This is a genomic window from Leptotrichia rugosa (assembly GCF_041200005.1).
GTDB classification, from domain to species: Bacteria; Fusobacteriota; Fusobacteriia; order Fusobacteriales; family Leptotrichiaceae; genus Leptotrichia; species Leptotrichia rugosa.
Window position 1 is genome coordinate 552514 of the sequence record NZ_CP165644.1, and the last position, 18599, is coordinate 571112.

Genomic DNA, 18599 nt, shown 5'->3' on the forward strand with positions numbered 1-18599 from the left:
CTTTTATTCTTTATATTTTTCTCTATCTTCCCAATTATGGTTTAGTAAATCCCAAGCGTTCCAAGTTTTATTATACCTGTCGAACTCATTCCAAGTCATATAACTGTAAACAATTTTATAACCTAAGTGAGCTGGTTTATTTAATTCAATAAAATTGATAAAATTATCTAAATTTGGTGGTACTCCATAAATGCTTGTAAATCTAATAACAAAATAATACTCGTTAAACACTTCTGTTATTTCAATTTCTCCGTTTGTAAATACTTTAGCTTGTTCTTTTAGATTTTCAGGAGAAAATATTTGTTTTGATAGCAAACGAAACAAAATTCTATCTCGTCTGTCTTGCAAACTTAAATTTAAGTCTATTTGCAAATTCATAAACTTTTCATATTTCAAAATCTGATCTTCATTAAAAAAGTTTAAAAAAATAAACTCCTTGTATTTCTCAATATCATTTTTTATTTTTTGAGCCTCTATTGTTAAACTTTTTATTAAATCAACCTGTAAGCTATTTCTTGCAACTTTGGAGATTACTTTTATTTTACTGTTCATTGATAACAACCCCAGTCACTATTAATATTTCATTGCTATCTACAGTTATGTTTCTGCTGTCATTGTTTATCAGGACTTTGCAGTCTTCAACTCCGTTAATAGATAAAACTATTTTTTCAATTCTGTTAATTGACAAAATTTCCTTGCTGTTTAAAGCGTATAGTGCCGAATTATCTTTTATCATCTGCTTTATTTTTGAACTGATTAGATCCGATACGGTATTTAACTTTATTCCTGGACTTAAAATAACGCTTACAGATATAGCAATATTCTTACCATCGAAACTTGTTACTGTAACATTGGCTCCAATTGGTCTGCCGTCAATCTGTTCTATCTTTCTTTTTACCTTCTGTATCAGATCATTATCAGCTAAGTTATTATTGTAGTTAGAAATTCTGACTCTTACTGTTCCGTTTCCGTTCCATAGTGGTTCAACTAACACTCTACCTACTCCGTCTATTTCTTTTGCCCATTTTTCATAATCATATATATTACCGCTATGCGCCGGTTTTAATATTCTTTCCTTCGCCCTGGATATTAAACTGTCATTAGGCTCCTTTTCATAACCATTTGTAAAAGCTTTTTCATTAGTCACTGTAAAGATGTCGGCGTTAGCTATTTCAAAATTTACTATCTCACCTATAGCACAGTTTCCAACCTCTCCTGTTTGCAAACACTCCACTTCCGCAACTGCTTTTCCATTAAAAGCTACAGTCGTATCATAAAGCAGCTTGTATTTTGTGCTGTCCGTTTTCAATACTATTGACCCTGCAGATATTGTAGTGTCAGCTTTCCCGGTTATTAATATTTCTCCTCTTGCCTTGGTTCCCTGCTTTCTCGTCACTCCGAAAAGCATCGCATGATAATCTATAAATTCATCTTCTGTTGCGGTATCAATAAAAGTTTGCTTAACCCAAAATTCTAGCAATCTATATATTGCTTCAGCTTCTATTCCGTAAGCACTCGCAATGTCAAAATTAAATGTTCCTTCTATTTTAGAAAATTTATTTTCCAAATTAGATAAAAACTTATTCCTTGCTTCTATTTTATTCACTATGCAGCACCTCACTTTCTCCATAAACGGTTAATATATTAAAAGATACTTTCAAATGATTGTCGCCACTATTATAATCTAATTTAAAATTGTAGCAGTCCAAAATATACGGATTAACAAGCAAACAATCTTTAATTTCTGAAATAATCAAAGCGTTTTTTATACTTTCCTGATAAACCGTACCAATATGTACATCTAAATCATTTCCATAACTATCCGAATGTATTTCGTAAAAATTTCTTTTAGTTTTAAGTGCTTTAAATATCCATACCTTGAGTGCCTCATTTCCAGTCAATTCAACAAGTCTATCGCCGTTTTTCAATGGTTCTAATGTATTAAAATCAATTGCATATTCTTTAAAAAGGGGTAATTCTTTTTTTTCTTTTTCTGTGCTTTGATTCAAAAACAATTCTTCAAAATCCATATCTACACCCCTTCTATTGCACCACTTGGCATTTTCACTATTTTACTAACCACCACATAATTTATCCCCAGCACCAAAACTAGCACTTCATCTCCAACTTTTAAAGTGTCTTCAAACCATATATCCTTGCTACTTTTGTAAGTTCCGGAACCTTTAATTGTTGAATGGTCGTGGGCGTGTGAAGCGGGTCCGTTTCCTATTGCCGTTTGAGTTGTGGTATCAATAGTTATTTCATCAATAACACCATCTATTTTATAAGTTCTGCGATAATGCGGTAATAAAAAATTAGAGCAGTAAATCTGTTCTGAAGGTATTTCCACATTATCAAATTTTATTTTTAATTCAGGCGGTGGACTAGTTACACTAGCTCTTATAAAATTGTTTGATTGCTGTTGCACTCCATTGTCAATCATATCGTTAAGTATTTCAAACATACTCATTATTTAGCACCTGCCTTTTTCTTACTTTTCTCACTCTTCTTATTTTTCTTACTCTTTTTACTTTTTGATTTTTTCGATTTTGGTTTTTCTTCAAATTCGGATTTGTCCATTATATTTTCAAAAGTTAATTCTATATCACAATAATACATATCATTTTCCCAAGTATGCGTATCATTTTTTACTAAAAAACTGCCAACAAGGTTTGTATGTGGTTCGTGTATCCCTATTGAATAACCGCTTTGTATCAAAACATTACCAAGACAAGTGATATTTCCTGTTTTTTCAACACTTTTCAACATCTCTTTAGCATTGCTGATATTATCCCTATCCTTATCATACTGCATTACTTTTTGAAATAATCCGTATTTTTCCTTGTCTTCTTTATTTTCTACTTTATCTACTATTTGTTGTTTTTCTTTTTCAGTTTTATAAATAACAATTTGATTCACCATTTGTTCAAGATCTTCACCATACTTAGAACTTTTTATATCTTGCCCAGAGTTTAGCATGACATCTGCCAAACTCCCTTGCTCTACAACTTCTATTTTTCCATCGTTACTAACAATAGAATATATTTTTTTATCTTTTCTATGCTGAATCGTATAAGCATTCAAAATTATTTGATACCCACTCTTATTAACTGCTGGATAAGTGCAATCCACTTTGTCTTCAGGTATGTTCCCAACTTCCAGCTTTAACTCTCCGCAAATTTCTTTTAATATTTGCGATGGCTTTTTCTTATTAAAATTTTTCACAAAAAAGTTTTTATTAAGATATATGGAGTTATCAAAACATCTAAAAGTTTTAACTTTACTTTCTCCGACAACTTCCACAGAAAAAACTTTACCAATAAATAATTTGTCATCATCGACATAAAATTCAACTTTGTCTCCTAATTTAGCAATTTGAGTATCATCTAAATATGTTACTTCCAATGTTCGTGAAGTTCCGTGTATTCCACCCTTCCAAACAATTCTTTCAAATTTTTTTATATGTTCTTTATCGTTTATAACAATCTTTAGCATTTTTTTAATTTCCTTTTCTAAGATTTTATCAAACTTTTAATTTTATCTTGTACTTTACCTTTTATTTCACTCTTCAAATCCTCAAATCTCTCTACCAATTGATACTCTTTTATCGGTGAAGTTTTTCCAGTATACCTCTCATAAAGTGCATTAACATCGTCAATCATTGTTGTCTGTTCCCTAGCTTCTATCAAATCAATTGTAATATCAATGTCTCCAGTTTTTTCAACTATTTCATATTCTAGTTGTTTAATATAGCACTTTAAATAAATATTATAATTAGCACTTGTCAAAGTTAAAATTTCTTTATCATCTTTATATTTTTCCAGCTTTTTTATTCCAGCCATTGGAGAGTGAGAATTGAGTAAATAATTAAAAAATTTAGATTTTTTGGATGGTAAAAACGTAGAAAAATTTACTTTTTTTATGTTTTTCTCTCCCATCAATGCTACTTCCCCAATATCTAATATTTTTACCACATCATTATTTTGGCTACTCGTAATTTTAAAATCTGATGGTGGTATCACAAAAACAAATGGGTCTGTATCGTGTAGCAACATAAATATTGTTCTCATAACTAAGCCCCCTTTTCTCAACCTATTTTGACGCTTGAATTTGTGCCTGTAAGTTCGACATCATAGTATTATATGTATTTTGGCTAACACTTTGAGCTATTTGCCTAGCGATACTTTCAATTTTTGCTGTATCATTTATTGTTATATTTGACAATTGTGCTGCTATCTGTGCATTAGCTTGATGATTTATAACCTGTTCTATTGACACTGGTTGTGGAACTGGTGGTTGCATTGTAGCCAAACTGGAATTCAACTGACTAGGCAAACTATTCAAAGGACTTAATCCAGTACTAATAGCATTTGTTATAGCACTTGTGTCAAATGGTTGCATTGGATTCGTATTTTGTTGTTTTGCCACAAGTTGTGAAATCAAACCAGCCAGTTGTGATGTTTTATCCTGTTGAATAACAGGTTGATTTTGTTGTTGCATTCCATATTTTGGTGCAAATTTCGTTGCAAAGGATTTCATATCAAACACGACTTTCTGCAAAGCTTCTGCGGAACGTCTATCATATTCTTTTTGTCTTGCAATTCTCGATGCTTCTTCTTTTTGTGCTTCTGCCATCGAAAGCACTTTAACACCAGAATACCCCATATAATGGAACTTTCCATCGCCAGAATTATAACCAGATTGACTTGCTCCAGGAGTAAAAGCTCTAGCTATAGCTTCTTGTTTTTCTTTTTCTTTTTTTGGGTCTTTCGGTTCTATGAGTTTTTTTACTATGTCTGGCGAAAAATACCCAATAGCTCCACCAATTGCAGCACCTACCGCTGTTCCTACTGGTCCCCCAATTGCTGTTCCTAATTGAGCTCCCCAAATTGCACCTTTGGCTCCTATAATTCCTCGCATTCCTATTTCTGCACCTTTTGTTAATTGTTCAGCTTGCCCTTTTAATTTTTCAGGATCTAATGCCCCGCTTTTTTGCCATTCTTCAACTCTTTTCATAAAGTCTTCCATCCACTTAGTCGCTATTGGAGCGAATGCTTCTCCTAACGATATTTTCAAATCATCTATCGCTGATTTAAATTGTGCTATTTTGTTAGCTGTTGTATTACTCATATCATTAGCAAATTTATCCGTTGCTCCACTAGAATTTCTTACAGCATTGGCGACTTTGTTATAGTTTTCTTCTGTTGTTCCCATAATAGAAGCCAGTATTTTCATACCTTCTCCACCAGCAATCATTGTCAAATATCTATTTCTTTCTTCCTGTGTAAGACCAGCTGTCGCAATTTTTAAATCATCAGATAACGCTTTTAACCCTCTAAAATGTCCTTGTTGGTCATAAAGTTGAATATTTAAGTCTTCTAAAGCATTTCCCACTTGTTTCGATGGATTAGCCAATCTTCTGTAAATCCCTGCTAAATTACGCCCAGCTTGACCAGACTTAATTCCGTTATCCGCAAGTACTCCTAATAAGATATTTACATCTTCAAAACTCTCAAAATTTCTTGAAGTTGCTGCAACATATTTATAAGCCTCTCCTAACATTTGTACATTGGTATTTGCATTATTACTTGTCGCAACCATTACATCCATAAGTCTGTCAGAATCTTTTAACGACATACCAAAAGCTGTCAGGTTATCTGTGACTATATCAGAAGTTTGAGCGAAATCACTTCCAGCCGCAATTGACATTTTTAAAAGTTTAGGTGTCATTTCCAATACTTCATTTGTTTTCATACCAGCCATAGCTTGATACATTTGTGCTTCAGCTACTTCTTGGGCTGTAAATTTAGTTGATCTACCCAAATCTCTTGTTTGTTGCATAAGTTGCTTTTCTTGTTGTACTGTAGCCCCCATTATAGCCTTATTTCTTCTGACTTGGTCTTCCAAATTTGCATAGGCTTCAACAGAAGATTTTAATGCGCTGACTGCTGCACCTGCTCCAATACCTACTCCGACAGCTGCCATTGCCCCTTTTACTCCGTTAAATTCGTTTTTTAATTTATCAGATACACTTTTACTCTTTTTTTGTAGTGATATTATTCCATTTCCTACGTTTTCCAACATTCCTGTAAATCCGCCCTTTATTCCATTAGATGCTCCACCAACTTTATCTTTTAATGTTCCTAATGAACTTCCAGCCTTTTTTGCTACATCAGTAAACTTATCTTTCAATTCAAGCAATGCACTTAATTTATATTCACTCATTTTCTAATCCACCTCCAATCATAAAAAACATAAATAACAACTCCGAATTACTTAATTCCCTTAGACTTTGCAAACTATGTCCACAATTTAAATAGTGAGCGACCGTTTTTGCTTTCCAGTCGCCCTTGATTAGTTTTTTATCTCATCAACTACCTCTTCAACAGTAAATTTTTCATTCCAGCCAGCCTTTTTCATAAGTAATTCCGAAATATTTACTATGGTAGATTGACTTAGCACTTTCGGCACAACTTCTATCGGATTCATTTGGCAACCCAATTTAGTAATCAATTTTTCATCTTTGAATATTTTCCCTGCAGTATAAATCAATTCACTATCTTTGTCTTGAGTATTACTGGATAAAATATCCAGTATTTCCATTCTGTTCAATACTTCTAATTCTAAAATAGCTCCATTCAATTCTTCAACTTTAACCTTTACTATGTCTCTTTTTCCTATTTTTTTACTGTTTTCCAACAACATTTCCACTGTTATATTTTTCATTTCGTACCTACCTTTTCTTATCTTATCGCATTTTCATATCTAACATCGCTAGGAGTAAATCCAAAAGGAATTTCTTCTTCCACAATTTCTCCTCTTTCAAATTTTGCAAGTTCAATCGAATTTAACCAAACATTATCAATCGACACTCGTTCTTCTTGTCCACGTAAACTATCAGGATCTTTTATAGATGTGACTATTCTGCTTCTCACATCTTTTCCTTTTACCCAATTTTCAAGTATTTTTTTCCCACGAGTATAAACTTTAAAAACTTTGATAGTTCCTTCACCTTTCAATCCTGTTATTTTACTGTCAACAGAAATTCCCAGCTGTACATCTTTTCTTTCCGCTGTAATTTTAGCTTCTACAGATTTTAATTCCGCTACTTTTTCATTATCAAGCCATAACTCTCCATAAGCCCCTGTTATTGTTCTATTTCCTCTTATATTTTCCGACATTTTATCAACTCCTTTTCATTACATTGCCATTGTTAAGCTAAGTGAAGCCATAGTGTCTACAAACCTTACGTCACCAGTTAAATAAACATCCTCACCAGTTGGATATTGTAAAATTTCCAAATCCATCATACTGTTTACTTCCAGCCCATCTGCAATTATTACTTTTTTATGTGCTTCAATATCAATTTCTACTTTGTTGTCATAATCCCCATTTAATACATTTGGTGACATCTCTTTGAAATACACTTTAGTTATATTTGAGCAGAAATTCATTTTATTGTCATAATCATTTATGTATTTTCCAAGCCAATAATTTTTAAAAGTATCTCTTATATCATCGACAATAAAGCACATACCTTCAACAACTTTAATTTTTCTTGTATCTTTTTTCCAAGTACTGTCAAATGTGGTTTTAGAATTAACTCCATAATTCACTTTAACCACTTCTTCATCGTTGTATAAACTAAATTTACCAAGTTTAGGTTCATAGTCTTCAACAGATTTTAAATCACTCATAGTGTAATTATCCGCACTACGATTTAACGGCATTCCCGCAATAAGCCCAGCTATTGCCACGGTATACTCTTGAGCTGCAAAATCCCCATAAATAGACTTGTATGTTCCACCGTTCGCAAGTTCCACAATAGCCACGTGGTCTGTCTTATCCGCAAAACTTGACACATATTTTACAGTTTTACCAATTGCACCAGTATTTCCGAATTGCTGTTTTACCCAATTTACAACCGTCTGGTCTTCTGTTTCTGATGCTTTCGGATAAGCTAACCAGTTGAACTTTCGCATTTCTAAATCCTTTAATACTTTGCTTGTATCTTCTCCACTTTGTATAACTCTGACTAATATCTTAAATGCTCCATAATGCATAGCTAAATTAATATATTTAATACTATCTTTATCCCATTTTTCAGTTTCAACATCGGCTATAGTTTTAAAAGTGTACCATTTTTGGGTAGCTTTCGTATCTTGTAAAATCAAACAAACAGTACCTCTTTCACTTCTTTGAATAGCTGTCGTTGCCAACGTTTTAAATGCAATACTAATGCTTGGACTCGCATTAATTTGTCCGACTATCGCCATTTTATCACTCTCCTAATTTTTTACTTTTAAATTTTTCATTGTTTTATAGTTAAAAGGAACTCCATACATATCAAATAAGTCTAAATCAAACATATAGTGACCTAATCCATCGACTACTTTTGTACGCTCATTTTTCAAAGTTAGATTTCTATCTTTAACTTTTAAAATCTTATTGCCTTTAGTTTCAAACATATTATCCAATTCATCAAGTGCCTTATAAACTTCAGTTGTATTATTTTCATCATTTTCAGGAATATACATAATATCTACGCTAATAAATATCCGCTTTTTATAATTTGCAAAAAACTCATTTTTGTAATCAATCACTTGAATATAATAGCACGGTCTAGTCAAAGCATTTATATTATCAATTCCAACTTCTTTATCTGTAAAATCGTATATTTTTTTGCTCAGGGCTTTTATAAAATCCATAAATTCCATTATTCAAACTCCGCTTTTATTGTTGACCCTATTTCATCTTTAAATATAGGTTCTAATTTTTCTATTGTTTTCTTTAACATAAACACACCAGGTACTACTTCACCTGTATCTTTACCAAAATACACTGCTCTATGTCCATATTCAACGTGGTTTACATACTCCACATTGTTATAAACCATCTGTTTGAAACTTCCACCATTTTCCCTATGCCAACCCATTCTTAATTGACCAGTATCCACAGGTGTTTCTTCTTTTACTTCTTTTATTGTTTCCTCAGCAACTTGTTTAAGTGTTATTCCAACTTTTTGTGGAGTATCAGTGGCTAAATTTTCTAATTTCTTTGCCAGTTTTTCCCAGTCACCGCTAAGTTTCATTTTTTTCCACTTCCTCTACCGATATTTCCTGATGTTCCAAAAAATCAGTGTACTTTATAGGTTTATTAGCTTTAAATTTATATTTTATTCCACCTTTATTTACTATCAAAATATCATTCTGCTTTATTTGTACATCATTACTAACAAATATCTTATATGAATTTTTAGAACTGTTTATAACTCCAGTCTCAGTAGCTCTTAAAATTCCAGCACTCAACTGGCACTTAACATTTGTATAAACGACTTCCCAACCCTGAACTGTCAAACCAAATTCAGTCTTTGTTTTTGTATTTCTTCTAACTTCTTCTATCACATCGGTATCAAAAAAATCTTCAAACATCGCATACCACCTTTATTTTATAACCCCAAGTTTCCTAAAACGATTCAAACTTTTTCTAAATTCCACATCATCATTTAACTCAGTTACAAATTCAACTTGCCTATCTCCACTTTTCATAGATTTTATATTTCTATTTTTATCAAAATTATATTTAAAAATATATTTTGTTATAGGAGTTATCAATTCTCTTGGGAAGTCTTCTCGGTTCATATAGTTAATACTGTCTTGAACAATGCTCTCAATAGCAAATTTAGTCTTTGCTTCATTTGGTGTTACATCAGAAATAATTTTTATTTTTTCATAAATTTCATTAATTAATTCAACCATTTCTACTACCTCTTAAAAATAAAAAAAAGTATGGTATTTAACCACACTTTCTCCTCTAAGCTTCAATTGCAACCAAACCTTTTGCCTTATTATTCAACACAAAACAATCGTAGTAAAATCTACCTAAAAATAAAGTTCCTGAATAATTTTCAGAATCTGTAACCACTCTGTATTCAGCCAATTTCACTGGGGCTACTGTTGCTGAATTATGTCCAACTAAACAAGCATATTTTTTAGTAGTTGCTGGTGTTCCAGTTTTAGCTTCCATCCATTTTTTAGTAACTCTTACGATTGGTACTCCGTCAACCATTCCTACCAATCCATTTATTGCTATATTTTGTCCAATATCTGAAGCTTTAATGAAGTTATCATCCTTTTTTAGTTTGGTCAAAAACTCAGGTATAACATAAGCAATTCTGTTTTGCGGCACATCCTCATCATTTAATTTTTCTTGTGCTTCCAAGAATTTAGCATAAGCATTGCTAGCTGTAAGCCCTGTCACTGTCTGTGAATTTGTATCACAAGATTTAAGAATTGTTTCAAATCTGTATTTCTCAATCTCAGGAATTACTCTTTCTCTCAATTGTCTCGCCAACACTTCTCCAGCTTTAATTTTTGTCTCATCTTCGTCCATTTTATCCAAAAGCATTTTAAAAGCTCTATCTTTTGTTAATGTCAATTCTTGGATTGAATTTTGTAAAATGTCCGCATTTCCATAACCTGTATTTCTGTTATAGTCCCTATTATCAACTGTATTAATCGAAGTCACTTTTACAGTTTTAGCTCCTACAAAGCTGTAATCATTATTTACTATTTTCTGTGATACCGCTTCACTTGTAAATCTTTCATCAATTTTATCTGCAAATAATTCAGTGTAAATCATTGCCATATTCTATCATCTCCTTTAAATTAAAAAGAACTAAAAGCCTTATCAAATGCTTCAAGTCCTATGTCTTTTTTATCTTTTTCTCCTTCACTTCCACCATTTAAAGAGTTTGGTGTTCCTCCGCTTTGTGTTTTAAGATAACTAGATAAATTCTCAGAAAAAGATTTCACACTATCTTCAATCTCTTCTTGAGTATTTCCAGTAATGCTACCTAAAAAACTATCAGGGATTTTGTATTTCCCTAATATAGCCTTTTTCATCTCATTAGTTTTCAATGTTGCAAGTTCCGTATTTGAAGTATCGAGTTGTTTTTGAAGTTCAGCAATACTTTTATTATACTTCTCTTCTGCAGTAAGATTAGCATTATTGATTCTTGTTTCATACTCTTCAATCGTCTCTCCGTGCTTTCTCTCCAATTCTTTTTTCTCACTTTCAAACTTTTTTCTCTCTCTTGCAATCCTTTCTTTAATCATTTCATCTACTTGTTCCTGTGTAAATGTATTTTCTGACATAATTATCCTCCCATTTAAAGTCTGTCGACTATTTTCTATCCAGATGTTTAACGTCCATCAGTACGACAAATAAAAAGAGCAGTCGTTAAACTACTCTTTTGATTTTTTTTCGCTCAAATATAATTCATCCAATTTTTCCAAAATAGTCAAAGCTTTCTCTTTTTTAAACTCAGAGCGTTTTAATTGTTCAAAAAATTCTCTGTCCTTTTTCAAATATTCCCCACGCCAATATATTTTTTCTTTGCTATTTTCAGCATTATCAGCTTTTTCTTCTATTTCCTTTAACTTCTTAAAACTTTTATACACTTCATTATCTTTTGTTAATTTCATTTCTCTTATACCTTAATCCTTTTTCTTTTGCTTTTTTATACTGATTTATTACTATCCATCTTTCATAAGTCATTTTATCTGGTGACTTATTTAGTTCTGACAGTATATTTTTCATTTCAAACATATCTTTTGATAACTCATGAATGTACTTTTCGTCAATTGCTGCTAAATATTTTAATTTTAAATTAGTAAATGAACTAAAATCATCATTGCTGAATCCCCACTCATGATTACTATTTTTAGGATGGTTGTGAGTATATAAAGCGTCTTCAAAATTAATTTTAGTCATCTTATGACTTGGTATCGAATTTTCATCTCCTTTCAAAATATAAATATCTCCATTTTTAGCTATTACTAACGCATTTTCTTTGCTCTTCTTAACGATTTTTTGTTCATACTTTCGCAACAATTCTAGCGGTTCATCTTTATACTCCGTTGCATTAATATTTCCTATATTTCTGTATCTACCACCTTCAACAAAAACAGTACCATTATTATTAATTGTACCCTCATTATCATCATTTTTCAACTCTTCTTTTTCAGGTTCATCAGAAAAAACATCGGAATACTCATAAGGAACAGTTGTACTTCTACACCGAGGGTGCATTGGCGGATAATTTTCTCCTTCCATAGCATTTTCTGTTTTAAATATCTCACCATTAAGACTAGCACAAATATGGCTTGTTCTACTATCAAGTACTGCTAAAAACTCATACTTAACAACTCCAGAATCTTTATACCCCATAAGCGTTGCTTGGTTTTGTATATGGGCAGTTTCAGTTCTTACTAGCCTTTCAGCATTTTTATAACTTGTATCAAACTTCTTAGCTATATTTTGCGACATAGTTCTATAGTTAATACCTTTATTCAGCCCAACAATCACTTCATTCTTTATCGCTTTCGCTAAATTATCAATGTTACTCCATATTCTACTTGAATAATTAGCCCCACTCCATTCTTGCTCCAATGCCATTTTTATTGTACTACTACTAATTACACCTTTTTTAAAATTCAAATCCTCAACGAATGATGTATAAGTATTTTCGTAAACATCAGCCAATGTATCTGTCACTTTACCTTTTATTTTCTCCCCTGCCTGTATAAGTTCATAGTCAACACCTGCTTTTAAACTGTCCAGTCGACTGATACGGCTTCTATATGCCAATGTTTCAAGTTCAACTGACATTTTCCTGAACTCAACAGGATTACTTTTTTTCAACTTCTCAATTTCCTCTACATATTTTCCTATATCGTATCGCCATTCTTTATACTCAGTACCACGAAGCAGTTTATTAGCCTGAATCTTATCAATACCTAGTTTTGTTACTTCTTGCTGATATTTAGCGTATAATTGGGCTATTTTATTCTCTATCTCTTTTTTGCTCTTACTAAGTATTTTTACATATTCTTCGTATGCTTTTGTACCTTTATTAAACGATAACTCTTCTCGTGCAAGTTGCCTTTTTTCCCAATATTCTTTATTATTCTTTTTCATCTATTTTTTTCCTGTCCATCTGTTCATCTATTAATCCCTTATATTCCAATGGTTGCTCAATTTGATTTTCTTTTTCAATCTTTTTCAATTCTGCTTCAGTATCTTCAACAAAAGGTAGTAGGGAAATTAAACTTTCATGTGATACGATATTTTGTAAATTTGTTATTGCAGTTGAAAGTTCAAGCAAATTTTCAGGAGTATTTCTCGTGAAAATTTTTTGAATATCTAATGGTTTCAATGATAATCCAAAATAATCAATAACTAACTCTAATCTTTCGTTTAATGCTTTTTTAAAGTACATTTCTTTTTGTGCAGCCAGTTGTTCTAGTGCTAGCAGTTTGTAGCCTAATGCTACACCTGAACTATTTCCAGCAAAATTTTCGTCTTGCATATCAGGAATAAAGGAAAATTTATGAATATCCTGGTTTAGCCTATTTTTATTATTTTGAGAATATGTATCGTTTACATTTTTTACTAGCCAGTTAGCTTCTCCATTTTCTCCCAATAACATCACTTTGTTTTTCTTCAAGCTCTCTATATCTTCTTCATCAGTTCCTTGCATATTTGTCAATACTAGGATTGCGTCTGTAAAATCTTTCATATCGTCTAATGAAGTTGACACTGCTTCATTATATCCGTCAATCAATGTTATTACTTTTTCAAAATCCCCAAGTTTCCTTTTATTGTTCGCAAATTCAATAATTGGTACTTTGTTAAATCCGTGTAATCTAATTTCGCCTTGCCCCTGTGGAGTTAGTATTATTCCTTTGTAATCCATAACAGAAGTAAATGTATTAACAGTTACAGTTTTATCATCATAAATCTCCAAAATATAATCATACTCATTGTTTTCATTTTTTTCTTTATTCCACCGAACTGCATATTTAATATTTTTATCTATCGTATTATCTCTAATAACAAAAACATCTCGAGGATCTAGTGTTTTAAAATTTATCGTATTATCTATATTTTTATACCATAACTCATACGACCGCCCAAAAATTGAACAGTTTTCAACATGTTCATAATTACACTGCTGTTCTTCCTCCGTAGCTAAATATTTTCCAACAATCTCGTACTCATTAGCCAAATTGTCTTCCAACAACTTATAAGTAATATTTTTACCAATGAAGTAAGCTGTTGCTATCGTAGTTATATATCCTGGAAAATTGTGAATAAGTTTACTATCTGGTTTCTCCTTCAACCTATTAGGTTTTTCCAATATTTTATGCCTACCAACATAATAATCTTCCAGTTTTTGTAGCCGCGCTAAATCATTCACTAAAAAATCCCACAATGCTTTTTCCAAGATTTTTATCTCCATTATCTCACCCCCAATATATTTTTATTAATTGTCTTCATCCGATTATTTCTCATATAATCCTCAAGTGCATATCTCATGGCATCCATTAAATGATTAAAATCATCTATCGGTTTATTAATTGTTTTGTCAAATTTATCTTTATCCCAGCTATAATTACTTATTTCCGTAAGAAAATTATTACATCTCGGATGAATAAATATTTTAAAATCCTGAATAAATTGTATGCCAGCATTTATACTATCTTTACCTTTTCTTGAGGCTTTAATTCTCATAAGCCCTAAACTTCTTAAATGCTCTATACTTTTTGGTTCCGCACTATCTGCAACTATTATTTCTTTCCTAAATCCGAGTTTTTCTATATTGTTGTAAATAGCTCTATTTTGCATTCCCTTTTGATATATTTCATCAAAAACATAAATTTCTTTTTGTTCTCGGTCCAATATTCCACAAAAAAAAGCAGCAGGATCATTCGTGTACCCAAAATCTAATCCAAATACTGCTTTTGCTTTTTGCCTTTTATTTAAAATTTCTCTCCAATCAAATTCTAACTCTCTCCAATTTTCATAGACAAGTCCATCAGTTACTCCCCACTCGCCTAAGCCGGCAACTTGATATCTACGAGGGTTATTTTTTTTCATATCTTCAAATAGCTTTTTATCAGATTCGTCAAGCCACTCATTGCACAGGTAATTAGTTGTAAGAGCTAAAATATTTTTATCTTTTCTATCAAAAAATCTAGCTTTAAGCCAGTGCCTTTCATTCCAAGGATTGAAGCTAATGATTATTTGTTTAAATAATGGTTCTTCAACTATACCTCTTATACTTTCATCTAGCATATTAAACGCTACTTCATCTGTCAACTCATATGCTTCCTCTACCCAACAAAAACATAATTGTCCAACTGAAACTGAAATAGATGTAATTTTCAACGGATCATCGAAACCTCTAAATAAAATCTTTTGTCCAGTAGGTTTATATGTTATTTCAAGTGGACTTTCTTTTAACTCCCAATAGTCTTGAACCTGTAATCTATGTATTGCCCATTTTAAATCTGAATAGCAACTGTCTTTCAAAGTCCTGTATACCTTACGTACAACAAGAGTATTTGCATTTCTATATTTCATCATATTGTAGACTATCCATAATGCCGTTGTCTTACTTTTCTTACTTGCCCTTGATCCTTTTACGACCTTGTACCTTCCCTTGAAGTTCCAAAAATCTCTATATCCTTTTCCAACCAGTTCTGGCAGATTCACTTTTCTACTCTTCAAGTTCGCTCTCACCTACAATCATAACAGGCACAACTCCTTCAACTTCAACTTTATCAGTAAACAATCTATATCGTTTACCAAGTAGTTCCGCTGCTTTTAACCTATCTCTTAAATCTACATTTTTAATTATTTTTTCTGTTGCTGATTTCCCAAATCCTCCCACTACTACTTCTTCAGTTACTTCTCCTCTTAGAGTTGCAGTTAAGAACTCCAGTATCTCTTCAGCTTTAGCTATTCTATTATTTGCATGTTCTTCCATTATCTTTTTTATATATTTAGAGACATTAGTATTTTTTAGTAATTTATCAGCATTTACACCCGCATACTTTTCTTTATACCCAGCCTTTATTGCAGATTCAGTAGCATTTCCACTAGCTACATAAAACTCACAAAAAGACTTCTGCCTTGCATTTAATTTCAATGCTACCACCTCCTCAAAAATAAAAATACCTTGCAATCCTAAGCGGCTGCCGAATCACAAGGCGATATACAAAAAAGTATTTATTAAAAAAGACAGCTTTTAAACTGTCTTGTCCTTATATAAAATCAAGGATTCAATTACAAGTACTTAACTCATACTCTTACATCTTGACATATTATAACATATTAAAAATTATATACAATATCAAAAAAGTATCATTTTTCAATTTAATATATTTTTTATTACATCATCTGAAAATATAACTAGTTGCAACTGTCTAATCATTTTATTTTTATATCTCTTTGCAGTTATAACGCTTATATTTAATTTTTCAGATATATGCTCAAATGTTAAATCATCAAAATATTTCATTTCTATTATATCGTAATATTTATTATTCCTAATTGTACCTAATGCTCTTTCAACCATACTAATCACATTTTCTATTCTTGCAATTTCTTCCTGTAATTTTTCAATCCTATTTTCAACCTTTTCTAGTTCAGATAGATACACCTTACTAGTCTGTACATTAACACCTGTTTCCTTTTTATGAATTGATATTCCCTCTTTCTTCAAATCCTCTATAAGCATATTTTTAGAATCAATAGCACCTTTCAATAAAGATAATTCTGATAACAGTTTTTCTGTCTTTTGAAATGGTGTTAATTGTTTCTCTGTTTTTATTTCTCTGTCAGTTTTCATTTTTTCTATTATTTTATCTGCTATTCTGTCTATGTCTTTTTCGTTCATTTATTTTTGTTTTCCTTTCTAAATCTAAATTTTAACATTTGCACAAAAAAAGACCAGTTTTATTTGGTCTTTGTTGATTTTCTTTGTTTTTTGAACGTTTTTATAATTGTTGCGCATATGTCTATTATTTCGTCTATAAGATAAAAAATATCTTTAAAGTTTTCGTAGTAAGGTTCTTTGTTTTGTTCAAGAATTATTTTTTTAGCTTTTATCTTTAATTCAATATTTTTTCCCTTGTTTTTACCGTTATTATGTATTGTATTCCGCATTTTACTTCCAAAATCTAAAACTTTTTTATCATTTTTTATATTTCTATTTTTGTCATAATCTAATTTTATTGTTTTGAAAATATAATTTATTTTATCAGAAAACGATACAAATTGTTTTTTCGTAAACTTTTCCTTATTTTTTGATATTTCTAATAAAATTTGTTCAGAATTTTCAAAATCATTCAAACTTTCTTTTAATATTTTTTCTATTTTTTTCCAATTACTTTCTTTTAGTTCGTTTCTTATTTTTTCATCAATTGCGGTGCACAACAAAGTTATCGTATTTTCAAAGTCTGACCAAAAATTAATAAAAAAATCATATAAAAAACTTGTAAACAATTCGTTAAAATGATTAGAGCTCAAACTACCTATGTACCTACTTAAACAAGCACTTTTTATTTCGCTGTAATTCTCTTTTTGAAACACTGCTATACTCAAAGGTATTAATAATTTGTTCTCGTTTGATTGTGCCATCTCTTCTTTTGTCATATAATATAAAAATTTCGCGAATGTACTCCGAATATTTTTTAAAAAATTTTTAAAATCTTCATCTTCTTCAGTTTCAATTGCATCATTTATAACTGATATGTATGCAAAAAGTTTTTTTATCCATTCAAAATAATAGCAATCATAAATATATTTTTCTTTATTATATTCAAATTTAAAACGTTTTTCCATAAATTTCTCCTAGTATAATATAACGTATATTATACCACAAAACCAAAAATATTCAACTGCCATTGTCCAATTTTTTCTAAAATTTACATTCTTTAATTTTTTCTCCAACATTCACTAATCTATATTTTGATTGTCCGATTGAATAAGTGTTGCTATTTTCAAAAGTTATATAATAATATACAGATGTTTGTGGTACTGGAATATACAAGGGACTACCATTTATTTCCCCAGCATATTGATTTATTATAAAAGTTTCTTTTCTTTCGTATTTATCTGCAACTTTATAATTTTTACAATCTGAAATCAATTTTTTATTATTACAACTTCCTAATAATCCTAAAATTGCAATTCCTAATAATAATTTCTTCATTACAATTTCCTTTCTTAAATTATTTTAAATCCGTTTCGATACCCACATACCGAATGCAAAACTCACAACTAATTTAGCTAGTTCTAAAAGATCTTTAGTTCGTTCAATTTGTGCAACACCTATAAATGTAATTATAAAGCAAAACACTATCCTTATTAATTTTTTTTGACATTTTCAAATCCTCCTAATTTCTATTGTTTTCCCTACACCGTCCAAACGTTCTTAATACCATTTTGCTGACATCAGCAATTTTCTAATCCAATCGACTTTTTACGACTGAACTTTATTATTTTATAACAGATATAGAAAGAACAACATACCCTTCTTTCAAAAAAGTATTGTCATCCAAAATGTATAATACTTTAGCAGAGATATGTCTACCAGTATATATTTGTTTATCTTTATCATACTCATTTAAAGATAAAATGTCATTTACTTGATAATCCCTGTCGTTTTTCCTCACTTCAAATCTTTTTCTCTCTGTTATAACATCGTCAAAATATTTTCTTTCTATTTTTAAATCATGTGTTTTCAT

General features: G+C 30.8%; 25 protein-coding genes. All 25 read right to left on the minus strand.

What is annotated here, in order from left to right:
* Positions 1-3 precede the first annotated feature (3 nt).
* The 25 genes from AB8B22_RS02810 to AB8B22_RS02930 all read right to left on the minus strand — a co-directional run bounded on the left by AB8B22_RS02810 (position 4) and on the right by AB8B22_RS02930 (position 18599).
* On the minus strand, positions 4-552 hold the full coding sequence (locus AB8B22_RS02810; RefSeq protein WP_369711577.1) for a putative phage tail protein: 549 nt from the start codon (positions 550-552) through the stop codon (positions 4-6).
* The gene (locus tag AB8B22_RS02815; protein ID WP_369711578.1) at positions 542-1606 is read right to left on the minus strand and encodes a baseplate J/gp47 family protein; all 1065 of its coding nucleotides are present in this window, start codon (positions 1604-1606) and stop codon (positions 542-544) included. Before AB8B22_RS02815 ends, AB8B22_RS02810 begins: the two co-directional genes overlap by 11 nt.
* Positions 1599-2030 carry a DUF2634 domain-containing protein gene (locus tag AB8B22_RS02820; protein ID WP_369711579.1) on the minus strand — a complete coding sequence of 144 codons (432 nt, stop codon included), beginning with the start codon at positions 2028-2030 and terminating at the stop codon, positions 1599-1601. The genes AB8B22_RS02815 and AB8B22_RS02820 overlap by 8 nt, the downstream gene beginning before the upstream one ends.
* A 2-nt stretch (positions 2031-2032) precedes the next feature.
* Positions 2033-2470, minus strand: a complete 438-nt coding sequence (locus AB8B22_RS02825) for a DUF2577 family protein (protein ID WP_369711580.1) — start codon at positions 2468-2470, stop codon at positions 2033-2035.
* On the minus strand, positions 2470-3495 hold the full coding sequence (locus AB8B22_RS02830; RefSeq protein ID WP_369711581.1) for an XkdQ/YqbQ family protein: 1026 nt from the start codon (positions 3493-3495) through the stop codon (positions 2470-2472). The genes AB8B22_RS02825 and AB8B22_RS02830 overlap by 1 nt, the downstream gene beginning before the upstream one ends.
* Positions 3496-3512: 17 nt before the next feature.
* Positions 3513-4070, minus strand: a complete 558-nt coding sequence (locus AB8B22_RS02835) for a phage baseplate protein (RefSeq protein ID WP_369711582.1) — start codon at positions 4068-4070, stop codon at positions 3513-3515.
* 22 nt (positions 4071-4092) lie between these two features.
* Positions 4093-6225: a phage tail tape measure protein gene (locus AB8B22_RS02840; protein ID WP_369711584.1), complete on the minus strand. Its 2133-nt coding sequence runs from the start codon at positions 6223-6225 to the stop codon at positions 4093-4095.
* A gap of 129 nt (positions 6226-6354) precedes the next feature.
* Positions 6355-6726, minus strand: a complete 372-nt coding sequence (locus tag AB8B22_RS02845) for a regulator (protein ID WP_369711585.1) — start codon at positions 6724-6726, stop codon at positions 6355-6357.
* 17 nt (positions 6727-6743) lie between these two features.
* On the minus strand, positions 6744-7181 hold the full coding sequence (locus AB8B22_RS02850) for a phage tail tube protein (RefSeq protein WP_146964819.1): 438 nt from the start codon (positions 7179-7181) through the stop codon (positions 6744-6746).
* Between the two features lie 18 nt (positions 7182-7199).
* A complete protein-coding gene (locus AB8B22_RS02855; protein WP_369711586.1) occupies positions 7200-8276 on the minus strand; it encodes a phage tail sheath protein in 1077 nt (358 codons plus the stop codon).
* A 12-nt stretch (positions 8277-8288) separates the two neighbouring features.
* Entirely contained in the window at positions 8289-8717 is a 429-nt protein-coding gene (locus AB8B22_RS02860; protein WP_369711587.1) for a phage tail terminator family protein, read from the minus strand.
* Positions 8717-9091 carry an HK97 gp10 family phage protein gene (locus AB8B22_RS02865; RefSeq protein WP_369711588.1) on the minus strand — a complete coding sequence of 125 codons (375 nt, stop codon included), beginning with the start codon at positions 9089-9091 and terminating at the stop codon, positions 8717-8719. The genes AB8B22_RS02860 and AB8B22_RS02865 overlap by 1 nt, the downstream gene beginning before the upstream one ends.
* Complete coding sequence (locus AB8B22_RS02870; protein ID WP_369711589.1) at positions 9081-9431, minus strand: hypothetical protein; 351 nt, start codon at positions 9429-9431, stop codon at positions 9081-9083. Before AB8B22_RS02870 ends, AB8B22_RS02865 begins: the two co-directional genes overlap by 11 nt.
* 12 nt (positions 9432-9443) lie before the next feature.
* Complete coding sequence (locus AB8B22_RS02875; RefSeq protein ID WP_211616567.1) at positions 9444-9758, minus strand: hypothetical protein; 315 nt, start codon at positions 9756-9758, stop codon at positions 9444-9446.
* Between the two features lie 55 nt (positions 9759-9813).
* A complete protein-coding gene (locus AB8B22_RS02880; RefSeq protein WP_369711590.1) occupies positions 9814-10647 on the minus strand; it encodes a hypothetical protein in 834 nt (277 codons plus the stop codon).
* 20 nt (positions 10648-10667) lie between these two features.
* Positions 10668-11156, minus strand: coding sequence for a capsid assembly scaffolding protein Gp46 family protein (locus tag AB8B22_RS02885; protein WP_369711591.1), 489 nt, complete (start codon positions 11154-11156; stop codon positions 10668-10670).
* 90 nt (positions 11157-11246) lie between these two features.
* Complete coding sequence (locus AB8B22_RS02890; RefSeq protein WP_369711592.1) at positions 11247-11486, minus strand: hypothetical protein; 240 nt, start codon at positions 11484-11486, stop codon at positions 11247-11249.
* Positions 11467-12981 (minus strand): minor capsid protein, encoded by a 1515-nt coding sequence (locus AB8B22_RS02895; RefSeq protein ID WP_369711593.1) that lies wholly within the window; start codon positions 12979-12981, stop codon positions 11467-11469. Before AB8B22_RS02895 ends, AB8B22_RS02890 begins: the two co-directional genes overlap by 20 nt.
* Positions 12968-14305 carry a phage portal protein gene (locus AB8B22_RS02900; protein WP_369711594.1) on the minus strand — a complete coding sequence of 446 codons (1338 nt, stop codon included), beginning with the start codon at positions 14303-14305 and terminating at the stop codon, positions 12968-12970. Before AB8B22_RS02900 ends, AB8B22_RS02895 begins: the two co-directional genes overlap by 14 nt.
* A complete protein-coding gene (locus AB8B22_RS02905; protein WP_369711595.1) occupies positions 14305-15576 on the minus strand; it encodes a PBSX family phage terminase large subunit in 1272 nt (423 codons plus the stop codon). Before AB8B22_RS02905 ends, AB8B22_RS02900 begins: the two co-directional genes overlap by 1 nt.
* Positions 15566-16006 (minus strand): terminase small subunit, encoded by a 441-nt coding sequence (locus AB8B22_RS02910; protein WP_021746832.1) that lies wholly within the window; start codon positions 16004-16006, stop codon positions 15566-15568. Before AB8B22_RS02910 ends, AB8B22_RS02905 begins: the two co-directional genes overlap by 11 nt.
* 213 nt (positions 16007-16219) lie before the next feature.
* Positions 16220-16747 (minus strand): hypothetical protein, encoded by a 528-nt coding sequence (locus AB8B22_RS02915; RefSeq protein WP_369711596.1) that lies wholly within the window; start codon positions 16745-16747, stop codon positions 16220-16222.
* Positions 16748-16806: 59 nt separating this feature from the next.
* Positions 16807-17694 (minus strand): hypothetical protein, encoded by an 888-nt coding sequence (locus AB8B22_RS02920; protein ID WP_369711597.1) that lies wholly within the window; start codon positions 17692-17694, stop codon positions 16807-16809.
* 76 nt (positions 17695-17770) lie between these two features.
* Complete coding sequence (locus tag AB8B22_RS02925) at positions 17771-18064, minus strand: hypothetical protein (protein ID WP_369711598.1); 294 nt, start codon at positions 18062-18064, stop codon at positions 17771-17773.
* A gap of 286 nt (positions 18065-18350) precedes the next feature.
* Positions 18351-18599, minus strand: coding sequence for a DUF3850 domain-containing protein (locus AB8B22_RS02930; protein ID WP_369711599.1), 249 nt, complete (start codon positions 18597-18599; stop codon positions 18351-18353).

Excerpts from the sequence above, each read along its gene's own strand:
- AB8B22_RS02810 (WP_369711577.1), bottom strand. The coding sequence starts at position 552 with ATGAACAGTAAAATAAAAGTAATCTCCAAAGTTGCAAGAAATAGCTTA.
- AB8B22_RS02820 (WP_369711579.1), bottom strand. The coding sequence starts at position 2,030 with ATGGATTTTGAAGAATTGTTTTTGAATCAAAGCACAGAAAAAGAAAAA.
- AB8B22_RS02825 (WP_369711580.1), bottom strand. The coding sequence starts at position 2,470 with ATGAGTATGTTTGAAATACTTAACGATATGATTGACAATGGAGTGCAA.
- AB8B22_RS02830 (WP_369711581.1), bottom strand. The coding sequence starts at position 3,495 with ATGCTAAAGATTGTTATAAACGATAAAGAACATATAAAAAAATTTGAA.
- AB8B22_RS02835 (WP_369711582.1), bottom strand. The coding sequence starts at position 4,070 with ATGAGAACAATATTTATGTTGCTACACGATACAGACCCATTTGTTTTT.
- AB8B22_RS02840 (WP_369711584.1), bottom strand. The coding sequence starts at position 6,225 with ATGAGTGAATATAAATTAAGTGCATTGCTTGAATTGAAAGATAAGTTT.
- AB8B22_RS02845 (WP_369711585.1), bottom strand. The coding sequence starts at position 6,726 with ATGAAAAATATAACAGTGGAAATGTTGTTGGAAAACAGTAAAAAAATA.
- AB8B22_RS02850 (WP_146964819.1), bottom strand. The coding sequence starts at position 7,181 with ATGTCGGAAAATATAAGAGGAAATAGAACAATAACAGGGGCTTATGGA.
- AB8B22_RS02855 (WP_369711586.1), bottom strand. The coding sequence starts at position 8,276 with ATGGCGATAGTCGGACAAATTAATGCGAGTCCAAGCATTAGTATTGCA.
- AB8B22_RS02860 (WP_369711587.1), bottom strand. The coding sequence starts at position 8,717 with ATGGAATTTATGGATTTTATAAAAGCCCTGAGCAAAAAAATATACGAT.
- AB8B22_RS02865 (WP_369711588.1), bottom strand. The coding sequence starts at position 9,091 with ATGAAACTTAGCGGTGACTGGGAAAAACTGGCAAAGAAATTAGAAAAT.
- AB8B22_RS02870 (WP_369711589.1), bottom strand. The coding sequence starts at position 9,431 with ATGTTTGAAGATTTTTTTGATACCGATGTGATAGAAGAAGTTAGAAGA.
- AB8B22_RS02875 (WP_211616567.1), bottom strand. The coding sequence starts at position 9,758 with ATGGTTGAATTAATTAATGAAATTTATGAAAAAATAAAAATTATTTCT.
- AB8B22_RS02880 (WP_369711590.1), bottom strand. The coding sequence starts at position 10,647 with ATGGCAATGATTTACACTGAATTATTTGCAGATAAAATTGATGAAAGA.
- AB8B22_RS02885 (WP_369711591.1), bottom strand. The coding sequence starts at position 11,156 with ATGTCAGAAAATACATTTACACAGGAACAAGTAGATGAAATGATTAAA.
- AB8B22_RS02890 (WP_369711592.1), bottom strand. The coding sequence starts at position 11,486 with ATGAAATTAACAAAAGATAATGAAGTGTATAAAAGTTTTAAGAAGTTA.
- AB8B22_RS02895 (WP_369711593.1), bottom strand. The coding sequence starts at position 12,981 with ATGAAAAAGAATAATAAAGAATATTGGGAAAAAAGGCAACTTGCACGA.
- AB8B22_RS02900 (WP_369711594.1), bottom strand. The coding sequence starts at position 14,305 with ATGGAGATAAAAATCTTGGAAAAAGCATTGTGGGATTTTTTAGTGAAT.
- AB8B22_RS02915 (WP_369711596.1), bottom strand. The coding sequence starts at position 16,747 with ATGAACGAAAAAGACATAGACAGAATAGCAGATAAAATAATAGAAAAA.
- AB8B22_RS02920 (WP_369711597.1), bottom strand. The coding sequence starts at position 17,694 with ATGGAAAAACGTTTTAAATTTGAATATAATAAAGAAAAATATATTTAT.
- AB8B22_RS02925 (WP_369711598.1), bottom strand. The coding sequence starts at position 18,064 with ATGAAGAAATTATTATTAGGAATTGCAATTTTAGGATTATTAGGAAGT.
- AB8B22_RS02930 (WP_369711599.1), bottom strand. The coding sequence starts at position 18,599 with ATGAAAACACATGATTTAAAAATAGAAAGAAAATATTTTGACGATGTT.